The sequence below is a fragment of the Neorhodopirellula pilleata genome, assembly GCF_007859915.1.
GTDB lineage: Bacteria > Planctomycetota > Planctomycetia > Pirellulales > Pirellulaceae > Rhodopirellula > Rhodopirellula pilleata.
Map to the genome: position 1 here is coordinate 34,188 of NZ_SJPM01000008.1, position 17,909 is coordinate 52,096.

10 protein-coding genes and 1 tRNA gene are annotated in these 17,909 nt (G+C 56.3%); 6 read left to right on the plus strand and 5 right to left on the minus strand.

The genetic code is table 11. From position 1 onward, the window contains the following. The first annotated feature begins 467 nt into the window (after window positions 1-467). Together Pla100_RS18155 and Pla100_RS18160 are read left to right on the plus strand one after the other, a co-directional pair. On the plus strand, window positions 468-2,864 hold the full coding sequence (locus Pla100_RS18155) for a sulfatase-like hydrolase/transferase (RefSeq protein ID WP_146579123.1): 2,397 nt from the start codon (window positions 468-470) through the stop codon (window positions 2,862-2,864). A gap of 39 nt (window positions 2,865-2,903) precedes the next feature. Then, the gene (locus Pla100_RS18160) at window positions 2,904-4,058 is read left to right on the plus strand and encodes a sialate O-acetylesterase (protein ID WP_146579124.1); all 1,155 of its coding nucleotides are present in this window, start codon (window positions 2,904-2,906) and stop codon (window positions 4,056-4,058) included. A gap of 324 nt (window positions 4,059-4,382) precedes the next feature. Here Pla100_RS18160 and Pla100_RS18165 read toward each other — a convergent pair whose 3' ends face one another. Beyond that, window positions 4,383-5,459, minus strand: a complete 1,077-nt coding sequence (locus Pla100_RS18165) for a sialate O-acetylesterase (RefSeq protein ID WP_197168048.1) — start codon at window positions 5,457-5,459, stop codon at window positions 4,383-4,385. Between the two features lie 176 nt (window positions 5,460-5,635). On the opposite strand from Pla100_RS18165, the gene Pla100_RS18170 reads away from it, so the two are divergent. Next, window positions 5,636-7,795 carry an FAD-dependent oxidoreductase gene (locus Pla100_RS18170; protein ID WP_231603187.1) on the plus strand — a complete coding sequence of 720 codons (2,160 nt, stop codon included), beginning with the start codon at window positions 5,636-5,638 and terminating at the stop codon, window positions 7,793-7,795. Between the two features lie 453 nt (window positions 7,796-8,248). Here the strand turns inward: Pla100_RS18170 and Pla100_RS18175 are convergent. Together Pla100_RS18175 and Pla100_RS18180 are read right to left on the minus strand one after the other, a co-directional pair. After that, window positions 8,249-8,334, minus strand: a tRNA-Leu gene (locus Pla100_RS18175). A gap of 441 nt (window positions 8,335-8,775) precedes the next feature. Then, complete coding sequence (locus Pla100_RS18180; protein ID WP_146579125.1) at window positions 8,776-9,039, minus strand: hypothetical protein; 264 nt, start codon at window positions 9,037-9,039, stop codon at window positions 8,776-8,778. Window positions 9,040-9,665: 626 nt separating this feature from the next. Here Pla100_RS18180 and Pla100_RS18185 point away from each other — a divergent pair. From Pla100_RS18185 to Pla100_RS18195, 3 genes are all read left to right on the plus strand, one after another. Continuing rightward, window positions 9,666-10,676, plus strand: a complete 1,011-nt coding sequence (locus Pla100_RS18185) for a DUF1559 family PulG-like putative transporter (RefSeq protein ID WP_146579126.1) — start codon at window positions 9,666-9,668, stop codon at window positions 10,674-10,676. A 339-nt stretch (window positions 10,677-11,015) separates the two neighbouring features. Next, window positions 11,016-12,527 carry a sensor histidine kinase gene (locus Pla100_RS18190; protein ID WP_197168049.1) on the plus strand — a complete coding sequence of 504 codons (1,512 nt, stop codon included), beginning with the start codon at window positions 11,016-11,018 and terminating at the stop codon, window positions 12,525-12,527. After that, a complete protein-coding gene (locus Pla100_RS18195; RefSeq protein WP_146579128.1) occupies window positions 12,512-13,939 on the plus strand; it encodes a sigma-54-dependent transcriptional regulator in 1,428 nt (475 codons plus the stop codon). Before Pla100_RS18190 ends, Pla100_RS18195 begins: the two co-directional genes overlap by 16 nt. 218 nt (window positions 13,940-14,157) lie before the next feature. Here Pla100_RS18195 and Pla100_RS18200 read toward each other — a convergent pair whose 3' ends face one another. Then, window positions 14,158-14,580, minus strand: coding sequence for a VIT1/CCC1 transporter family protein (locus Pla100_RS18200; protein WP_146579129.1), 423 nt, complete (start codon window positions 14,578-14,580; stop codon window positions 14,158-14,160). Between the two features lie 124 nt (window positions 14,581-14,704). Continuing rightward, the gene (locus tag Pla100_RS18205; RefSeq protein WP_146579130.1) at window positions 14,705-17,815 is read right to left on the minus strand and encodes an efflux RND transporter permease subunit; all 3,111 of its coding nucleotides are present in this window, start codon (window positions 17,813-17,815) and stop codon (window positions 14,705-14,707) included. Window positions 17,816-17,909: the final 94 nt, after the last annotated feature.

A 17,909-nucleotide genomic window follows, 5' to 3' on the forward strand; every position in this document is an offset into this window, starting at 1 on the left:
ATCTGCGAGCCGCCGTAATCAGCGACGGCAGCGAGCTTGCCGACCACTTTGCGGCTCGCCCAGGAACCCACTACACGCGACAATCCAAGAAAGATAGGCTGCCTGCGATGACCTAGTCACCGATTAGCGTGCCTGCACCCTACGCAGCGGGTTTCGAAAAAAGTGCAACTCCAAAAAGCGTGAGCGAGGGATATATAAAGAGGATTTAATGGCGTTTGATCCCTCGCTCACGCTTCGGGTTACGATTAAATCAACCCGGCTCCAGCCACGGGCCTCGTAGGGTGGCAAGCTGACCAATTGCTTTGGCGGCATTCCTTCGCACAACGGACACCCAATGGAGCCCGCGTTTCCGTTACACTGCTGCCCTTCGACTAATTTACGTGCAGGGGCGTCGGTTGTTAGCCAATTTCCGGACGACTTCGACTTCGTGTTCTGCGTTGCGATCCATTACCAATGGGTATTCTGTCATGAGACGACTTCTGTATCTACCAATCTTGTTATTCGCCCTCTCGGCGTCAGGTTTTGCGTTAGAACAGGGAGAGCCGACCAACGCGGAAGAGGCGGCCGCGCAGAAAGCCAAAGCTGCCGCCGAGTTGGATGCGAAGTATCAGGCCTGGGTCGAAACGCTGACACCTGAACGACAGGCTTGGGAACGGGTACTGCAATCGGAATTAGGGGGCTTCTACTTGCCAATCCACCAGCGGCAGAAACTGGCCGGACAGTCCAATGCCTGGGACTACGTCGAGGACGACCCAACTTTGCCCCGGGTGCTCTTGATCGGCGATTCCGTTTCCCGCGCTTACACCGAAACGGTTCGAAGGGAGCTCGCGGGCAAAGCGAACGTGCATCGCGCCCCGGCCAACTGCGGCCCAACGAGCACGGGGTTGAAGAAGATCGACGTGTGGATGGGCGACGGCAAGTGGGACATCATTCATTTCAACTTCGGCATCCATGATCGCAACACGCCGATCGCCGACTACGCCGATCGGCTCGAGCAACTCGTGCAACGCATGAAGCAGACCGGCGCAACGTTGATTTGGGCGAGCACGACGCCGCTTCCCGACGTTCCCGGCCAATACACGGCCGAGTCGATCATCGAACGCAACGCTGCGGCGGCAAAGGTGATGGCCGAGCACAATATCGCCATTGACGATCTCTTCGCCGCGATCACCCCGCAAATTGATGAGTTACAAAATCGAAACGATTGTCACTTCAACAGTCCCGGGAACGCTTTGCTTGGTGAAACCGTGGCACGCTTCATCGAGCAACGCTTGGCTTACCGGAACGACCTCTCTTATTACGCCGAACCGAAAACATTGACCGCCGCCATCGCCGATGGTTCAACGCAAAAGCCGAACATCGTTATCCTCTATGCTGACGATCTCGGTTATGGCGATGTCCAATGTTACAACCCGGAACGCGGCAAGATTCCTACGCCGCACATCGACAAGCTCGCGTCGCAAGGGATGCGTTTCACCGATGGGCATTCGTCGTCGGGCGTCTGTTCGCCGTCGCGTTACACTCTGCTGACCGGACGTTATCACTGGCGCACGCGATTGCAATCCGGGATCGTTCCCCTGTGGGGATCGCCTTTGATCGCGCCCGATCGCGTCACGATCGGAACACTTGCGAAGCAGCACGGCTATCGTACCGCCTGTGTTGGCAAGTGGCATCTCGGTTGGCAGTGGCCGATCCCATCGGATCGCTCGAAAGTCTTCAAGGAAAAACCCAAAGGCCAAGCCGTTGCCACCGATGCCCATCGCGAAGTGTGGCGCGAGACGTTCTCACAACCGATCGCCGGCGGACCGACGACGCGTGGTTTTGATGTTTACTTCGGAACCGATGTCCCCAACCATCCGCCGTTTTGTTTCATCGAAAACGACCGCACCGTAGGAATTCCGTCTGAGTTCCTGGATGCCGAATTGTTCAAGAACAACCAAGCGAGCGTGCAAGGGCCGGCGCTGGAAGATTGGACGCTCGAGCCGATCCTGCCCGCATTGGCTGATCGGGCGGTGAAATGGATTGCCGATTCCGCTGCGTACGAAGAGCCGTTTCTTTTGTACATGCCCTTCACCTCGCCTCACACACCACTTTCGGTCAATGATGCTTGGAAGGGCAAGAGTCAACTCAATCTTTACGCCGACTTTGTCATGGAGACCGACGCCGTCGTAGGACGCGTGCTTGATTCTCTGGATGCAAGCGGTGCCGCCGACAACACGATCGTTGTCTTCACGTCCGACAACGGTTGCGCACCTTATATCGGTGTAGGCGACCTCGAGAAAAAGGGGCACTACCCGAGCGGGCCTCTTCGCGGATACAAGGCTGATGCCTGGGAAGGTGGGCACCGCGTTCCCTTCATCGTGCGTTGGCCCGGAAAGGTGAAGCCGGGCAGTGTTTGCGATCAACTCGTGCAACAAGCCGATCTGATCGCGACCTTCGCCGATGTGCTCGAAACGAAACTCCCGGACAACAGCGGCGAGGACAGCTTCAGCTTGGTTCCGCTGCTGTTCGGTGAAGATCGACCCGTTCGTGAGACGGCGGTGAACTGTTCCATCCGTGGTATCCCATCGGTACGTCAAGGTAATTGGAAATACATCGCTGCACCTGGATCGGGCGGTTGGGGCAAAGGTGGCGATCAATCGCAACCCGAGCAGTTTTATGATCTCAGCAAAGATCTTGGGGAAACTCAAAACCTAGCAGCCGCGATGCCCGAGAAAGTTGCCGAGATGAAAGCATTGCTGGAAAAGCTGATCACCGACGGCCGCAGCACTCCTGGCAAGAAACAAAATAACGACATTAAGGTTACACGCCACCTCACGGGCAGAGTCGCTGACGCGAAGACGCAATCCGGCGGCAACCAGTAACATCATCATGAAACACCCCACACCGATGCGTTGAATCCCATGAATTCGGTACATCAATTTGTCTTGCCTTACGCCGCCCTCATCGCATGGTCACTCTTACCAAGGGCGGAATTGCACGCGGTCGAGTTGCGTTTGACGTCCCCACTCGAATATCAAGTCGTTCAGCGATCGAGCCCCGGTGCGGGAACGCTGCGGATCACGGGTGAACTGCCCGAGGAACTGTCGGATGAACTATCGAAGACGGACTCCACGATCGAAGCACGGTTCGCCAGCGAGTCCGACGAGACGTCTTGGCAACGCGTGAGCGGTTCGGTATCGGGGCGAACCGTCCAAGGAACCGTCCAGACGCCCGCCGGTGGATGGTGGCGACTCGAAGTGAGGGTTTCGCAGGCCGGGAAAGCGGTCGCCAGCGGCTCGGTCGATCGGGTCGGCGTCGGCGAGTTGTTTGTCATCGCCGGTCAATCGAATTCGGCCAATCACGGCGAAGAAAAACAACGAACACAAAGCGGCCGCGTTGCCGCTTTCGATGGCAAGACTTGGCGGATTGCCGACGATCCGCAGCCGGGTGCCAGCGGAACCGGAGGCAGTTTCATTCCTCCATTCGCCGATGCGGTCGTCGCGACACAAAAAGTTCCCGTGGGCATCATCGCTTGCGGTATCGGCGCGACGAGCGTGCGCGAGTGGCTGCCTGAAGGGGCGACTTTCCCGAATCCGCCCACCATCGAAAGCCGCGTCGAGCGACTCGCCGACGGATCATGGGCCAGCCGAGGTGCTGCATTTGACGCATTCGTCTCACGGATGAAACCGCTGGGGCCGCACGGCTTTCGAGCGGTGCTGTGGCACCAAGGCGAAAGCGACGCCAATCAGAAAGACCCATCACGCACGCTGTCGGGCGAGCTTTACCGCGAGTACCTGGAAACCGTTATCCGTGAATCTCGACGCGCGATCGGCTGGAACGCCCCCTGGTTTGTCGCACAAGCCAGTTATCACGTCCCCGGCGACGAAGGGAGCGACGAGATCCGCGCCGCTCAGGAGTCGCTGTGGCGGGACGGCGTCGCGCACCAAGGACCAGACTCCGACGCGCTCAAAGGAACGCTTCGAGAACGCAATGGACAAGGGATCCATTTCAGCGGCCCGGGTCTGCGCGAGCACGGCGCGAGGTGGGCGGAGAAGATAATCCCGTGGATGGATTAACAACGGACTGCGCCGGAGAACGTGGGCGGTGGCACGCTGTGGTGCCGGTACGAATCACTTGCGTAATGTCACAGTATCGGTTGGGTGAACCGCAACGCCCGTTCGACAAACTCCAACGTTTGGGATGGCGTGCTCGACGAATCCCGATGGGGAATACCGTCGCCGCAACAGGCCGTTGGACGTAACTGGGACTGGCTGATCAACGACGCCTACCCCCGCGATTGGCAAGCTTTCCAATAAGACGGGGAGAGTGTGTGAACGTGGCATCGGCTTCCAGACTGTGTGGCGACAAACACAGACTGGAGGCCTATGCCACCTTAGACGTCACTCGGCTGCGAGCAGCTTCACCATCGCTTTTCCCATCGCTTCGCCAACATTCATATACGTTTCGGCGTTTCCACCATAATGGCTTCCTGAACTGCCGCCTTGCGAAAGCGGATGGGTGTAAACGGTCGCGACGTTTCCTTTGAACTGCGGGTACTTTCCCGACTCGCCATCGACAGCCATCATCGCGTCGAGAATCTTGCCGCCGTTGTCGGTTGAACCTTGTTGCGTTTGCCCGAGCGTCGCACAAACGAATTTCGCGTTCGGCGAATCGAAATCTTTTCGTAGCTGTTCAATCAAATGGACGAGGTTCTGCTCGTATCGACTTGAAAGAGCCGCACTACGACTGTCCCGGTCGCCCTGCCACCAGAAAAACCCAGCGACCTCGTACTCTTTCGCGTCGGGGTAATACTGATCAAGCTCGACAAGCACGCCTTTGGCCCGAGCGATGTCGCCGTCGTACTGCATGCCCGCGTACCAATTGATCTGTTTTGGCTCGGAACCTTTCTGCCAGCGCTCGGGAGTTTCTTTGTACCCGGGATGAATCCAAGTGACGCCGTCCTCGTCGGTGAACTCAAATCCCTCGCTCTCCGGCGGCAGCAAATCCCAGCCGAGCGCTCGGTTGCCGATGCAACTCTTCAAGATCAACACCGGCGCGGCGATCGCGGTACCCAAGTGATGCCCGATACCGATCTCCGGTCCGATCGCCTTTCCTTTGATTGTCAACCACTCGTTGTTGAACAATTTCATGCCGCCTGTGCCGCTTCCCATCACGCGGACGTTACGAACATCGTTTCGCTCTGTCCAGTCGCCGTTGTCATCGACAAGATAAGGGTAAAGCTGCTTTTCGCGAACGGCATGTTCGAGTGAACCTTCGCCGCCATTGATCTTGCCAAAACCGAGCATGTTGGATTGACCAAGCAGGATGTAGACCTGGACCGGTTGGCTCATGTCAGCCGGCTTCGAATCAGGATCGGGAATCTGACCTTGCTCGTCGGCGTAACCTGCGTGTTGACCGAGCAGAACGAGTGTGATGAACCAATTGAATACTGATGTGGACAGAAAAGTTCGGGGCATGGGTATTGATTTCAAGAAGGTAAATGAGTTGGCCGCGTTGAGCTATCATAATAGCCCAAGGTTGATCGGAAAGTTATCTTGCGCCCGATTCCATCAGAGATCCCGTTTCTCACTTTTGGGAGGATCGGGGTTTCGGATCCGCCATTCTTCGTAATTCTGCACCAGGACAAACGCTCATGCCAAGTTTCGTTATCAATCGAGCCATCTCGCGTCCCACTTTCACTGCCTTCTCTACGCGATGGATGTTGGTACCGATTTGGATGCTGATGACGGTCGCGGTGCTTCCGGCTCACCCAACCGAGCAGCGTGGGAATTCTGAGTCGGGTGTCGCGATCGAATCCGATGTGATCGTTTATGGTTCGACGCCCGGCGGGTTTTGTGCCGCGATCGCTGCGGCGCGCGAAGGGGCATCGGTCATTCTGCTCGAACCGACCGACCATGTGGGGGCGATGAACACGGGTGGGCTTAGCCATTGCGATTCGAACCAAATGGTCCGCAGCACGGTGATGGGTTTGTTCGATGAATGGCACACACGCATCGTCAAGGACTACACCGATCGCGGCCTCAAGGCACCCTACAATCCGGCAAAGAAAGATCAATCGGTTTGGACGTTCGAACCACATGTTGCGATGCGCGTAACGATGCAAATGCTTAACGAGGCCGGCGTTGAAGTGCTGACCGAACGATATCTGAGATCGGTCAGCAAAGTAGGGAAGCGAATCACCTCAGTGGTGACGACCAACGGGACGTTCACCGGTCGAGTCTTTGTCGATGGCACCTACGAAGGCGACCTGATGGCCGCCGCCGGAGTCGACTGGACGATCGGTCGGGAAGGCCGTGACGAGTACGGCGAGTCGCTCGCCGGCAAGCAGTATCCCAAACGCAAGATGAACATCAGCGGCTTTGACGACGACGGCAACCTGTTGCCGCTGCTCACCGGTGCGGACAGCGGCCCAATCGATAAGAACCCAGATGAAGCCGGTGATAGCAACATCATGACTTACAGCTTTCGCCTATGCCTGACCGCAAAACCGGAAAACCGCGTCCCGATGCCCAGGCCGGACCACTACGATCCGGCGAGATTCGAAATCATCCGTCGCGCGTTGCAAGCGGGAGAGAAACGCGTCGGGTTTGATCTCTATCCGTTGCCGGGCAACAAACTCGACGGCAACAACTCGATCGGTGGTCAATTCTCGATCGGTCTGGTCGGTGGCGGAACCGAATGGCATTCGTCCGACGAGTCTGAAAGGAAGAGGATATGGGAAGCGCACAAACAATACACGCTCGAGTTTTATCAGTTTTTGACGACCGATCCGGCGGTCCCGACGCCCGTTCGCAATCAGTTCAAGAACCTTGGCTTATGTGTCGACGAATTCGCCAACTACGACCATTTCTCACCGGCGCTATACGTCCGCGAGTCGCGTCGAATGAAAGGAATGTACGTGATCAGTCAGCAGGATATTCTCGAATCGCCCGAGAAAGAGGATCCGATTGCCATCTCATCCTTCCCGATCGATTCGCACGACTGCCGGCGAATCGCACTGAAGGACGGAGGCGTCATCAACGAAGGAACGATCTTTCCCGTTCGACGTTCCGATCCGAAACAGGGCTATGCGTACCATGTCCCATACCGATCGATCCTGCCGAAACCGGATCAGTGCGATAACTTACTCGTGCCGGTAGCGCTATCATGCACCCACGTTGGCATCTCGTCGCTGCGAATCGAAGGGACATGGATGATCATCGGGCAAGCCGCCGGGATCGCTGCGGCGTTGTCTGCGGACCAAGATGTGCCCGTGCAGACGTTGCCCTATGAAAGACTCCGCAAACGATTGTTGGCTCAAAAGCAAATCCTCGAGTTGCCGGTAGTGGCGGATTCACCGACGACGAATCGTTCCATCGACATGGAGTCACTCAAAGGCATCGTGCTCGATGACGCGGCTGCTGAACTGCAAGGCAACTGGTCGCGATCGACGAACTTCAAACCGCACATCGCCAGCGGATATCTCTTCACCGGGGAAGAGGACTCCCAAGCGAGCGTCGAAAGCACCGCCATCTTTCGTTTCAGGGTTCCCAAGTCAGGACGATATCAATTGCTGATGGCTTATTCGGCCCATGAAACCAGAGCAAAGAATGTCCCTGTCAGTATTGTTTCGGGATCGCACCATAAAACATTCCAAGTCGATCAAACCGAGTCGCTGCCGTCTGGAGAACACTTTCGTTTGATCGACACCATCGAATTGCAAGCCGAAGTCGATTCCCAAATTCAAATCAGCAACGCCGACACAACCGGATTCGTCATCTTGGACGCCCTGCAATTGCTTGCCGTGGAATGAGGGCAGTTAATAGGCGCACCGCAATCATTTCTTCCGGTCGTCCAAGTTCCAAGACGGCATCCGCGATCGAGTTGTTGTACTTCAGCCGTAACAAAGGAGTCAGTTTGCCTTGGTCAGATTCCCGAACACCTTCGGAGACATCGTGGGCCAGCACAAGGTCCAGAAATGCTTGGTGTTTGGTGTTGAAGGAGACGGTGATGTCGGTCTTTGCCTGAGCCGCAAGTTCGCCCCGCGTCTTGGTCGGGGCGGCCTAGGCCAAGTAAAATAGGACGTCAAACAAGTCACTACCTTTGTGCTGGCTCGATCTATCGATTGAATTCCCTGCAAATCCGGTGCGGAAAACGGAAAGCGACCACACCGACACGAAAAAACGCCAACGGAAACGAACCGTCGGCGTTATCGAAAATCGTCAAAAAGGCTGCGTTTTAAGGGTTAAAACGCTCACGACTAGAGTACCCAGGGCGGGACTCGAACCCGCAAGGCCGTATCCGGCCGGGGGATTTTAAATCCCCTGTGTCTGCCAATTCCACCACCTGGGCAGGTGTCGTGATTTACGATGTATTTGTCGATTTCCGGGCTGGAACGACGCTGCCAAAAACCTTCGTGGTGACAGATTCGGCACCATCGCTGCACGAGCCTTCGACTTGGCTCCAGTAAGATAGCCTGCCAGATCGACATGAAACAGTGGTGAGGCTCACCCAGCAGCGGCTTTTTCCGCTGGGTCATTTTCTACGTTCATCATCTGGCCAATCTGACTCGCTGCATCCTCTGCCTGACCGGGGAAGAGATGGCCGTACCGGTCCATGGTTGATTTTCATTTGATCACTAGCGGTTACGTTTTGATCCGGATTTCGCATGTAATTCAACAGCAGTTGGACGAAACGCTACAACGCATGTCGCGTACGGGCGTGATGGTGCTGAATCGCTTGGACAATCCGGCCGAAATCGCCGCCGACGATCGAGCAGCAGAATTCACGACGTCAATCGGTGAACCTCGACAGATCATCCACATGGAGGAACCCGCCCATGTCTAACACCAAGACGATTGAAACCCCGACGTCCAGGGTCTGAGCATCCACGACCCGAGCCAACGGCACCGGATCAAGTCCCTGCCCGGTGAGTACACCTCCCTGCGTCTCGTCACGATCATGTACGCCGCCTTCCAACAATTTGCCCCTGGCACCGACGTCGGCATTGAGCTCGGCAGGGAGTAACAACTCGTCAGCGACAGTGAGTGACGCCACGATCGCCGGCTCCACAACCAAGCTCGGACGCTGCCAACCCAATCGGCACCTAGGATGAGCTGCTGGCAATTGATTCCAACGCAATTGCTCTAATTCAACCCTCGGCTGAAGGCAACAGCGTCCCTAGCGGGCTGTTGATTTAATCGTAACCCGAAGCGTGAGCGAGGGATTCATCACCATTAAGTCCTTTGTATGTATCCCTCGCTCACGCTTCGGGTTTCGATGAGGACTAAACCGACAGCCCGCTAGCCCTGGGTGTCGCCAAAAAGCTATCCCAAGTTCGATGGCGTCGTACTTCAACGATGGTGAATCGGTTTGCTTGCCGTAATGGAACCAGCATGCGGAATCGAAGCGAGCGGAAAAACGTTGTCTCGTGCAAAAGTTTGTTGCTAGATCGTGGGTAGGTAAACTCGTCGGACAAGACGCAGCCCGGACACTTTTCCGCCGACGACGATGGGAATTCCGTCGAAGCAAACGCCGCTTAGATTCGAAAGGCTGGCATTTCGTTAGAAAAACAAGCAAACACGCAGTTGGAATGAACGTTGCGTAGGTGATGTGAAGCACGGAATGTGCCGTGATCCGGGCCTGATTATCACTCCAACACTCAAACCTCGAAAGAACCTTCAATGCGACGTCAATGGAATGGATTCACCCTGGTCGAATTGCTTGTGGTGATTGCGATCATTGGTGTGCTCGTCGGCCTGCTTCTGCCCGCGGTTCAGTCGGCTCGAGAAGCCGCTCGCCGAATGCAATGCTCCAACAACCTGAAGCAAATCGCATTGGCATGCCACAACTATGAGAGTGCGTTTAAGAAGTTCCCACCGTCAGCCGTTTTGGACTTGAGCGTCAGCAGCACTGCCAACAACGGGTCATGGGGCGTGCATGGTCGAGTCCTTCCGCAACTTGAGCAATCCAACCTGTATGAGCGAGTGGACTTGTCGACCGCGTGGGACGGGCAACGTTCGATTCACGAAGTCAAGGTTCCAACGTTCGCTTGTCCGAGTGATCCTGGGACCGACCAAGTTCGTGTCTTCAGCGACACTCGTCCGTCGCTGTATCCGACAAGCTATGGATTCAATTTCGGGAGTTGGTTCGTTTACAATCCAACAACCCGCAAGGGCGGTGAGGGAATGTTCTATCCGAATTCGTTTCTTGGATTCCGAGACTGTCTCGATGGGGCTTCCAACACACTATTGATCGCCGAAGTGAAAGCTTGGACCCCCTACACTCGCAACGGTGGGCCAGTCACGACGGTGATTCCGACCACGCAGGCCGAAGCCGAAGCCATCGTCGCGAGCGGTCCCGACTTCAAAGACACCGGCCACACCGAATGGCCTGACGGTCGCGTGCATCACACAGGTTTCACCACGACGCTAACGCCCAATACGAAGGTTCGCTACACCACAGGCGGTCGAACGTACGACGAGATGGATTTCAACTCCTGGCAAGAAGGCAAGAATGGTTCTGCGGGTCAACCGACCTATGCGATGATCACTTCCCGCAGTTATCACACCGGCCTGGTTCAAGTCGCCCTGCTCGATGGCTCCGTACGCAGCGTTTCTGACTCAGTCGATCTGACGGTGTGGCGCAGCGTCGGAACGCGAACTGGTCATGAAGTCGTCAACCAAGATTGGTGATTGGGACCGTTTGTCAATTGTATCTGGCGTTCAGCGGACAACTTTCAGGTAATCCGCGTCGCGAAACCTTCTCAAAAGGTGGAGACGGAACCTGTTCACTTAGATGGACAGATTCTTTCCACAGTTGTCTCTGCCACAATGATGGAAAACAGCTACCGACGCGTGAAAGAGCGGTGTTCACTGCAATTGGGGAATCGGATGCGACAGATCGGCGAACGTGACATCATCGGCACGTGTGTTGCTTAGCTACGCAAGTCGGTGCGGGGGTTCGTCTGTATCGCCGCCGAAAACACTGGCTTTCAACCTCGATGTTGATTGCCACACTCGATGAGATGTCCCGTGTCGAAATCGCTGATAGAATGGTCCGCTTCCGGCTGCTTTGAGCAGACTTATGACCATGGACGTTCCGGTAATGCGAAGCCTTCGGGCGAAGATTCGCCGCGTTTGATCCCACCGGAGACGTTTTACTTTCCCAGGCTCGACCAGTTCTTGCGTATGTCCAACCGTGTTTCAGCTCTCTCCTCGATCCTTCGCTCACCGGCGCGGATTCTGGGCATTGTGTTGATGCTGGTGTTCATCGCCGAAGTCGGTGTCATGTTGGTGCTGCCGCACTTGATGCCGAAATTCCTCGGCGAAACGGGCAAGGCTTTTTTGGACGCGGTGCTGCTGACGTTGGTTTGTGCACCTGTTCTGTGGTGGGTCATCATCGGTCCGCTTCGGCGAATCGCGATCCAAGAACACAGGCGCAGCGAAACGATCGTCGCGAACGCCAGCGAAGGAATCGTCACGTTCGACCATGCAGGCATGATCCTGTCATGCAATCGGGCGATGACAGACTTGTTCAGCGCCGAATTGGATGACTTGGTTGGCAAGACGGCGGCTTCATTCTTGCAGAGCCTGCCGCGTTCGTTCGACTCGCTTCCGGCATCGTTCCGACTGAGCGCACGACGATTCGACGGAACCACATTCCCCGTCGAAGTATCGGTCAGCGAGTACCCGTCGGAATCTCGCCCCCTGCGGATCGCAATCATTCGTGACCTGACGGCGACCGAGCAAGCTGAGGCGGAACGTCTGACGATGGCTCGCGAAACCGAAGCACTGCGAGCACAACAAATGACGACGCTGGCTCAGCTCGCAACCGGCGTCGCGCACGAGATCCGCAATCCGTTGACGTCGATCAAGATGTTGATTCAAGTCAATCGAGGAAAGTTCGCCGACGAAGGCTTTCCCAACGATGACTTGGAGCTTGTCGAACAAGAGATCCGGCGGATGGAACGCAGCGTGAACAGCTTGCTGGACTATGCTCGGCCCGAGCAAGGCGAACACGCCGTCTTTCCTATTCAGTCGGTCATTCGCAAGACCGTTCAACTGATTGACGGTCGCTGCCAATCCAGCGGTGTCAAGCTGTCCGTCGACTGCGATGACGATCCGATCACGATTGATGGTGATCCTTCCCAGATTCAGCAGTTGCTACTGAACCTTTCGCTCAACGCACTCGATGCGATGCCAAGCGGCGGCAACCTCACCATTGCAGCCAAAACGACGGCCGGCGAATTGGAGCTTTCGGTCTCCGATAGCGGCGAAGGCATTCGGGATGACATGCTGGCGAAACTGTTCACGCCATTTTCCACTAGCAAGCCGACCGGCGTGGGACTTGGACTAGGCATCTGCCGCCGCATTGCTGTTTCGCATGGTGGCACGTTGACGGGCCGAAACCGCGTCACCGGTGGGGCCGAGTTTAAGTTGGTGTTGCCGATCGCCGGCGAATGTTTCCCGACCGAGAAATTGATCTCCAACTCCGCTGACCGCGGTGCGTTTGGACATACCGAGGCCTCATGCAAACCCTATTAGTCATTGATGACGAAGCGTCCATTTGCAAAGCCTTTGAGCGAGCCTTCACGAGCGACACCATCTCGGTATTGGCGGCAAAAACCGGAATCGAAGGCGAGCGGCTTTTCCTTGAAGCCAAACCCGATGTTGTGGTCATCGACTTGAGCTTGCCCGATACGAGCGGCTTGGAGTTGTTCAAGCGGCTTCGTGAAATCGACTCGCGAGTCCCGTTCATTTTCATCACCGGACATGGCACCGTTCAGTCGGCCATCGAAGCGACTAAGCTCGGTGCGTACGACTACCTGTTCAAGCCGCTCGAACTCGACGAGATCCGCACACTACTCGACAAAGCCTTCAATCTCAGTCGCATGGTGCGTGTGCAACCCGTGCTCGCTGAATCCAATAGCGACGAGGAGTCCTCGGGCGATGCGATTGTCGGACGCTGCAACGCGATGAAGGAAGTCTACAAAGCGATCGGTCGCGTCGCCTCGCAGAACCTGACGGTGTTGTTGCTCGGTGAAAGCGGCACCGGCAAAGAAGTCGTCGCTCAAGCCATCTATCATCACAGCGCTCGATCGACCGGCCCGTTTCAAGCGATCAACTGCGCCGCGATCCCCGACGCACTGCTCGAAAGCGAGATCTTTGGCCACGAGAAAGGTGCCTTCACCGACGCTCACCGGCAACGAATCGGGAAACTCGAACAAGCCGACGGCGGCACGTTGTTTTTGGACGAAGTCGGTGACATGTCGCCGATGACGCAGGCCAAGGTGCTGCGGGTCTTGCAAGACCAATCGTTCGAGCGAGTCGGTGGCAACACGCCGATTCAAGTCGACGTGCGAATCATCGCCGCCACCAATCACGACTTGAAACAGCTCGTATCCGAAGGCTTGTTTCGCAGTGATCTCTATTTCCGACTCAGCGTCGTCACGATCAACTTACCGCCGCTGCGTGATCGTGAAGATGACCTCAGAGTGCTCGCCGAGTATTTTCTGCGTCGATACAGCAGCGAGTTCGGAAAAGACATTCGCAGCATCGCGCCGGAAACGATCGAGACACTCAGTCACTATCACTGGCCCGGCAACGTTCGCGAACTCGAAAGCGTGATGAAGCAATCGCTGCTCACCGCCCGCGGCAATATCTTGCTGCCGGACTTCTTACCGCCTCTTGGTGACGGACACGGTGGCAACGGGTCGTCGAACGATCCCGATTTCCTGTCTGAAAAGTTCGTCGCCGAAAGACTCGAAGCCGGAACCGACAATCTCTATGCCGAAGCGATCACGATTGCCGAACGCCAGTTGCTCCGCCAAGTCCTCACCCACACCGGGGGCAACCAACTCAAGGCCGCCACGCTCCTGGGAATCAGCCGCGTCACCCTACGCAGCAAACTCAAGTCCTTGGGCATCGAAGCAAGTGATTTCAGTTCGTCGCGATGATCGCTTCGATTTTGGATTCCAGGGAATCGTGGTCGGAAAATCGTTTCCAAACATTCCGAGTTCTTTCTTCCAGCTACCTGCCAAGGGGTGGTTGAAACGCTTGATGGATGAAGCCCTGCAACTCGTTTGAAGCAGTGTCTTCGAGTGGTGCGACCGTCCCGAATTCCATCAGAAGGAGAGTAACATCGTCGGTTTGTTCAGCGGTCCACATTGCAATTTCACTTGTTTAGACGGCAACGCCGAACAGGTAGCCGATGCCGGCAGTGGCGAGCATGGCGATGGCTCAGTTGCTTGGCGACCTGTTGAGCGAGCGATTCATCAAGGCCGCGGTCAATGTAGATCGCCGTCAGTTCTTTCAGTTCGGCTTCCGGCTTAGTGGCGAGTTCTACGCGTTCACGTTGGATGTCTGCGTTCTCGGTGTCGGATTGCGAACTCACCGAAACGTATTCACCGGCAGCCATCGACATCGCGCCGGCGACCAAGCCCGCGACACCGGCGAGCAGGATGCTCCCGCGATTCGTTTCCGCCGCCGCGACACCGACGACCAAACTGGCCGTCGAAACGATTCCGTCATTGGCTCCCAGGACCGCTGCTCTTAACCATCCGATTCGGTCGGTTCGGTGTTTCTCAGAGTGTCGCATGACAGATCTTCTCAGTAAAAGGTGGTGGGCAGGGGCTCTCATCCGGGATCCATTTGAGACGGCATTCACGAACAAGATCACCGATCGGCGAAGCATCGATCGCTGCCCACCGTGGTTTCAAGCATCAATCGAGCATTGGATTTGGCTCGTCATGATGCGTAAGTTCAATGTCTTTGAGTCCTCGTGCGAACCACGGATAGATCGTTGGAATCACCAGCGAAGTCAAAAGCGTCGATGTGATCAAGCCACCGATCACGACAGTCGCTAGCGGACGCTGCATCTCGGCACCGTCACTGGTCGACAATGCCATCGGCAAGAACCCGAGGCTCGCGACCAAGGCCGTCATCAACACGGGACGCAGGCGAACGAGCGCAGTGTCGTAGCTGACATCTTGCAGCGGCATGCCTGACTTGCGGGAATGCTCGGCAGCGCTGACCCACACAAGACCGTTGAGTACCGCGACGCCGAACAGGGCGATGAAACCAACGCCTGCGGAAATACTGAAGGGCATCTCACGGAAGTACAACGCGATGATTCCGCCTGAAGCTGCCATGGGAACGGCTAGGAAGATCAATAACGCCAGCCGCATCGAGCCAAGACTGGTATGCAACAGCAACATGATGATCATCAGCACAATCGGTGTGATGATGGCAAGACGCTTGCTGGCGGATTGCAAGTTTTCAAAATCGCCACCCCACTTCACTTCATATCCGGGTGCGAATTCAACCTTCTGGGAAACGGCTTTTTGAGCCTCCGTCACAAACGTTGCCACGTCGCGTCCGCGAACGTTGGCCGAGATGAATGTCCGCCGGCGGTTACCTTCGTGTTCGATCGTGGGCGGAGTTTCCTCCAAACGAATGTCAGCAAGTTCCTTCAGCGGAACCGCTTTGCCGTTGGAGTCCGCGACAGGAACCTGTTCCAGCAGCGTCAAGTTCTCTCGCCACTGCTCGGGTACTCGGACCATGATGGGATAGCGTGCTCGGCCTTCAAAAATCTGGCCGACTTGGTGGCCGCCCAGCGACGATACAACATCGAGCACGGTTTGGGCGTCAATACCGTACTGGGCGAGTGCTTGTGGCTTCGTCTTGATGGTGAGCGTCGATAAGTTGGCTTGGTAATCGGCCTTCACGTCCACTGCGCCGGGGATCGCACGCAAAACGGCTTCGATCTCTTTCCCCTTCGCACCGAGAATTTCCATGTCGTCGCCGTACAGCAGAACCGCCACGTCGGCTTTCACGCCGGCGACCAACTCGTCGACTCGCATTTCAATCGGCTGAGTGAACCCGAATGCAACGCCGGGGACATTGGCGTTGAGTTCTTCGGACATCTGTTCGATCAAGTCGTTGCGAGTCTTCCCATCGGGCCAATCGTGGACGGGTTTCAACAGCACCCACACGTCGGTTTGGTGAACGCCCATCACATCATTGGCGATTTCAGGGCGGCCGGTTTTGGAAAATACCGTTTCGACTTCGGGGTATGTCTTAAGAATCTTCTCAATCTGAGTCGACATCTCGATCGAGCCTTCCAGCGTTGCGCTGGGCAAACGCGAGGCTTCGACCAGCAAGTCACCTTCTTCCAGTCGCGGCATGAACTCCGCACCCAGGTTTCGGGCCATCGGTAAGCTCAGCGCGAACACGGTCAGTGCCATCGCCACCGTCACGTAAGGATGCTTGATCGCTCGTGTCACTAGCGGTTCGTAGAAAAACTTGACGATTCGCACCACGAACACGTCGTCTTCCTTCATTTTCTTTGGCAGGAAGATCGACGCCATGGCGGGCATGAACGACAGTGACAGGATCATCGAACCGCCCAAAGCAAAAAGCACCGTGAGGGCCATCGGACGAAACAGCTTGCCTTCGGTGCCTTCGAGCATCAGAATCGGCAGGAACACGACCGCGATGATCAACTCGCCAAACATGGTCGGCTTGCGAACCTCGACGGCGGCGTCGCGGATCACATCTTCATGCTTCGCGTCACCGTTGTCATGCGATAGTTTGCGAATGCAGTTCTCCACCATGATGACACTGCTATCGACGATCAAGCCAAAGTCGATCGCCCCCAAACTCATCAAGCTGGCCGTCACCCCGGTGTAGGCCATCACATTGGTCGCGAACAACATCGACAACGGAATCGCAAGTGCGACAATGATGCCGGCTCGTAGATTTCCAAGCATCAATAACAGCACCACGATCACCAACATGCCGCCTTCGGTCAGGTTCGTGAGAACGGTCTTGAGCGTCCGGCCGATCAAAGCGGCTCGGTCATACGTCACCTCCAGATGCACGCCCTCAGGCAACGTGACTTCGATTTCTTTGAGTCGAGCTTTGGCAAGCTCGACTACTTCGCGAGAGTTCTCGCCGATCAGCATCATCACCAAGCCGGTCACGACTTCGCCGCGTCCGTCGCGAGTGACCGCGCCTTGCCGCGTCATGGGCTCGATGCTGACCTTGGCAATGTCGCCCAGCAGAATCGGATTTCCGTCGGGTTCGCGGCGAATGACGACGGACTCGATGTCTTTTTCGTTTTCGAGCAAAGAGACGCCGCGAATGAATCGTTGTTCACCGTGGTGAATGACGTATCCGCCACCCGCCGTATTATTGTTCGCTTGCAACCGCTGAAAGAGCAGTTCCATCGGGATGCCGTAGCTGGTCATCCGATCGGGATCGGGTTGGACCTCAAAAGTTTTGTAGTAACCGCCGTGCGTGTTGATTTCGGTGACGCCGCTGACTTGTCGTAACTTGGGTGAGATTTCCCACTCCAACATCGTTCGCAATTCCATCGGCGAATGACGGTCGCTGCGAACTTCAAATTGCAATATCTCGCCGAGCGCGGTGGTCAGTGGGCCGACCGTTGGCGTTCCGTATCCGGGCGGAATGTTTGCGGCCGCATCCCCAAGGCGTTCGGTGACGAGTTGCCGAGCACGATAGATGTCGGTTCCTTCCTCGAACACGATCGTGACGACGGAGATGCCGAATTTAGAAACGCTGCGCAGTTCTTCGACGTCGGGAAGCCCACCCATCGTATTTTCGACCGGATAGGTTACATAACGTTCGACCTCGACTGGCGAAAGCGAACCCGCATCGGTGACGACTTGGACCTGGACGTTCGTCATATCAGGAACGGCGTCGATCGGCAGATTGAGTGCCGAGTACATACCCGCACCGGCCATCAGCAACGTCATGATGATAACGAGGCCGCGGTTGATGAGCGAGAATTCAATGATCTTCGTGAGCATGATGGAGCGATCCGAGTTGCGTTCGTGCTGGCTAGACGCTCAACGCAGTTGTTTGATGGGGCAAGTGTTGAATGAGGCCAGAGAAGGATCTTTG

What these genes read in the sequence shown, in the direction of transcription:
- Pla100_RS18205 (WP_146579130.1), bottom strand. Translation starts at nt 17,815, where the DNA reads ATGCTCACGAAGATCATTGAATTCTCGCTCATCAACCGCGGCCTCGTT.
- Pla100_RS18155 (WP_146579123.1), top strand. Translation starts at nt 468, where the DNA reads ATGAGACGACTTCTGTATCTACCAATCTTGTTATTCGCCCTCTCGGCG.
- Pla100_RS18185 (WP_146579126.1), top strand. Translation starts at nt 9,666, where the DNA reads ATGCGACGTCAATGGAATGGATTCACCCTGGTCGAATTGCTTGTGGTG.
- Pla100_RS18170 (WP_231603187.1), top strand. Translation starts at nt 5,636, where the DNA reads ATGCCAAGTTTCGTTATCAATCGAGCCATCTCGCGTCCCACTTTCACT.
- Pla100_RS18160 (WP_146579124.1), top strand. Translation starts at nt 2,904, where the DNA reads ATGAATTCGGTACATCAATTTGTCTTGCCTTACGCCGCCCTCATCGCA.
- Pla100_RS18200 (WP_146579129.1), bottom strand. Translation starts at nt 14,580, where the DNA reads ATGCGACACTCTGAGAAACACCGAACCGACCGAATCGGATGGTTAAGA.
- Pla100_RS18195 (WP_146579128.1), top strand. Translation starts at nt 12,512, where the DNA reads ATGCAAACCCTATTAGTCATTGATGACGAAGCGTCCATTTGCAAAGCC.
- Pla100_RS18165 (WP_197168048.1), bottom strand. Translation starts at nt 5,459, where the DNA reads ATGCCCCGAACTTTTCTGTCCACATCAGTATTCAATTGGTTCATCACA.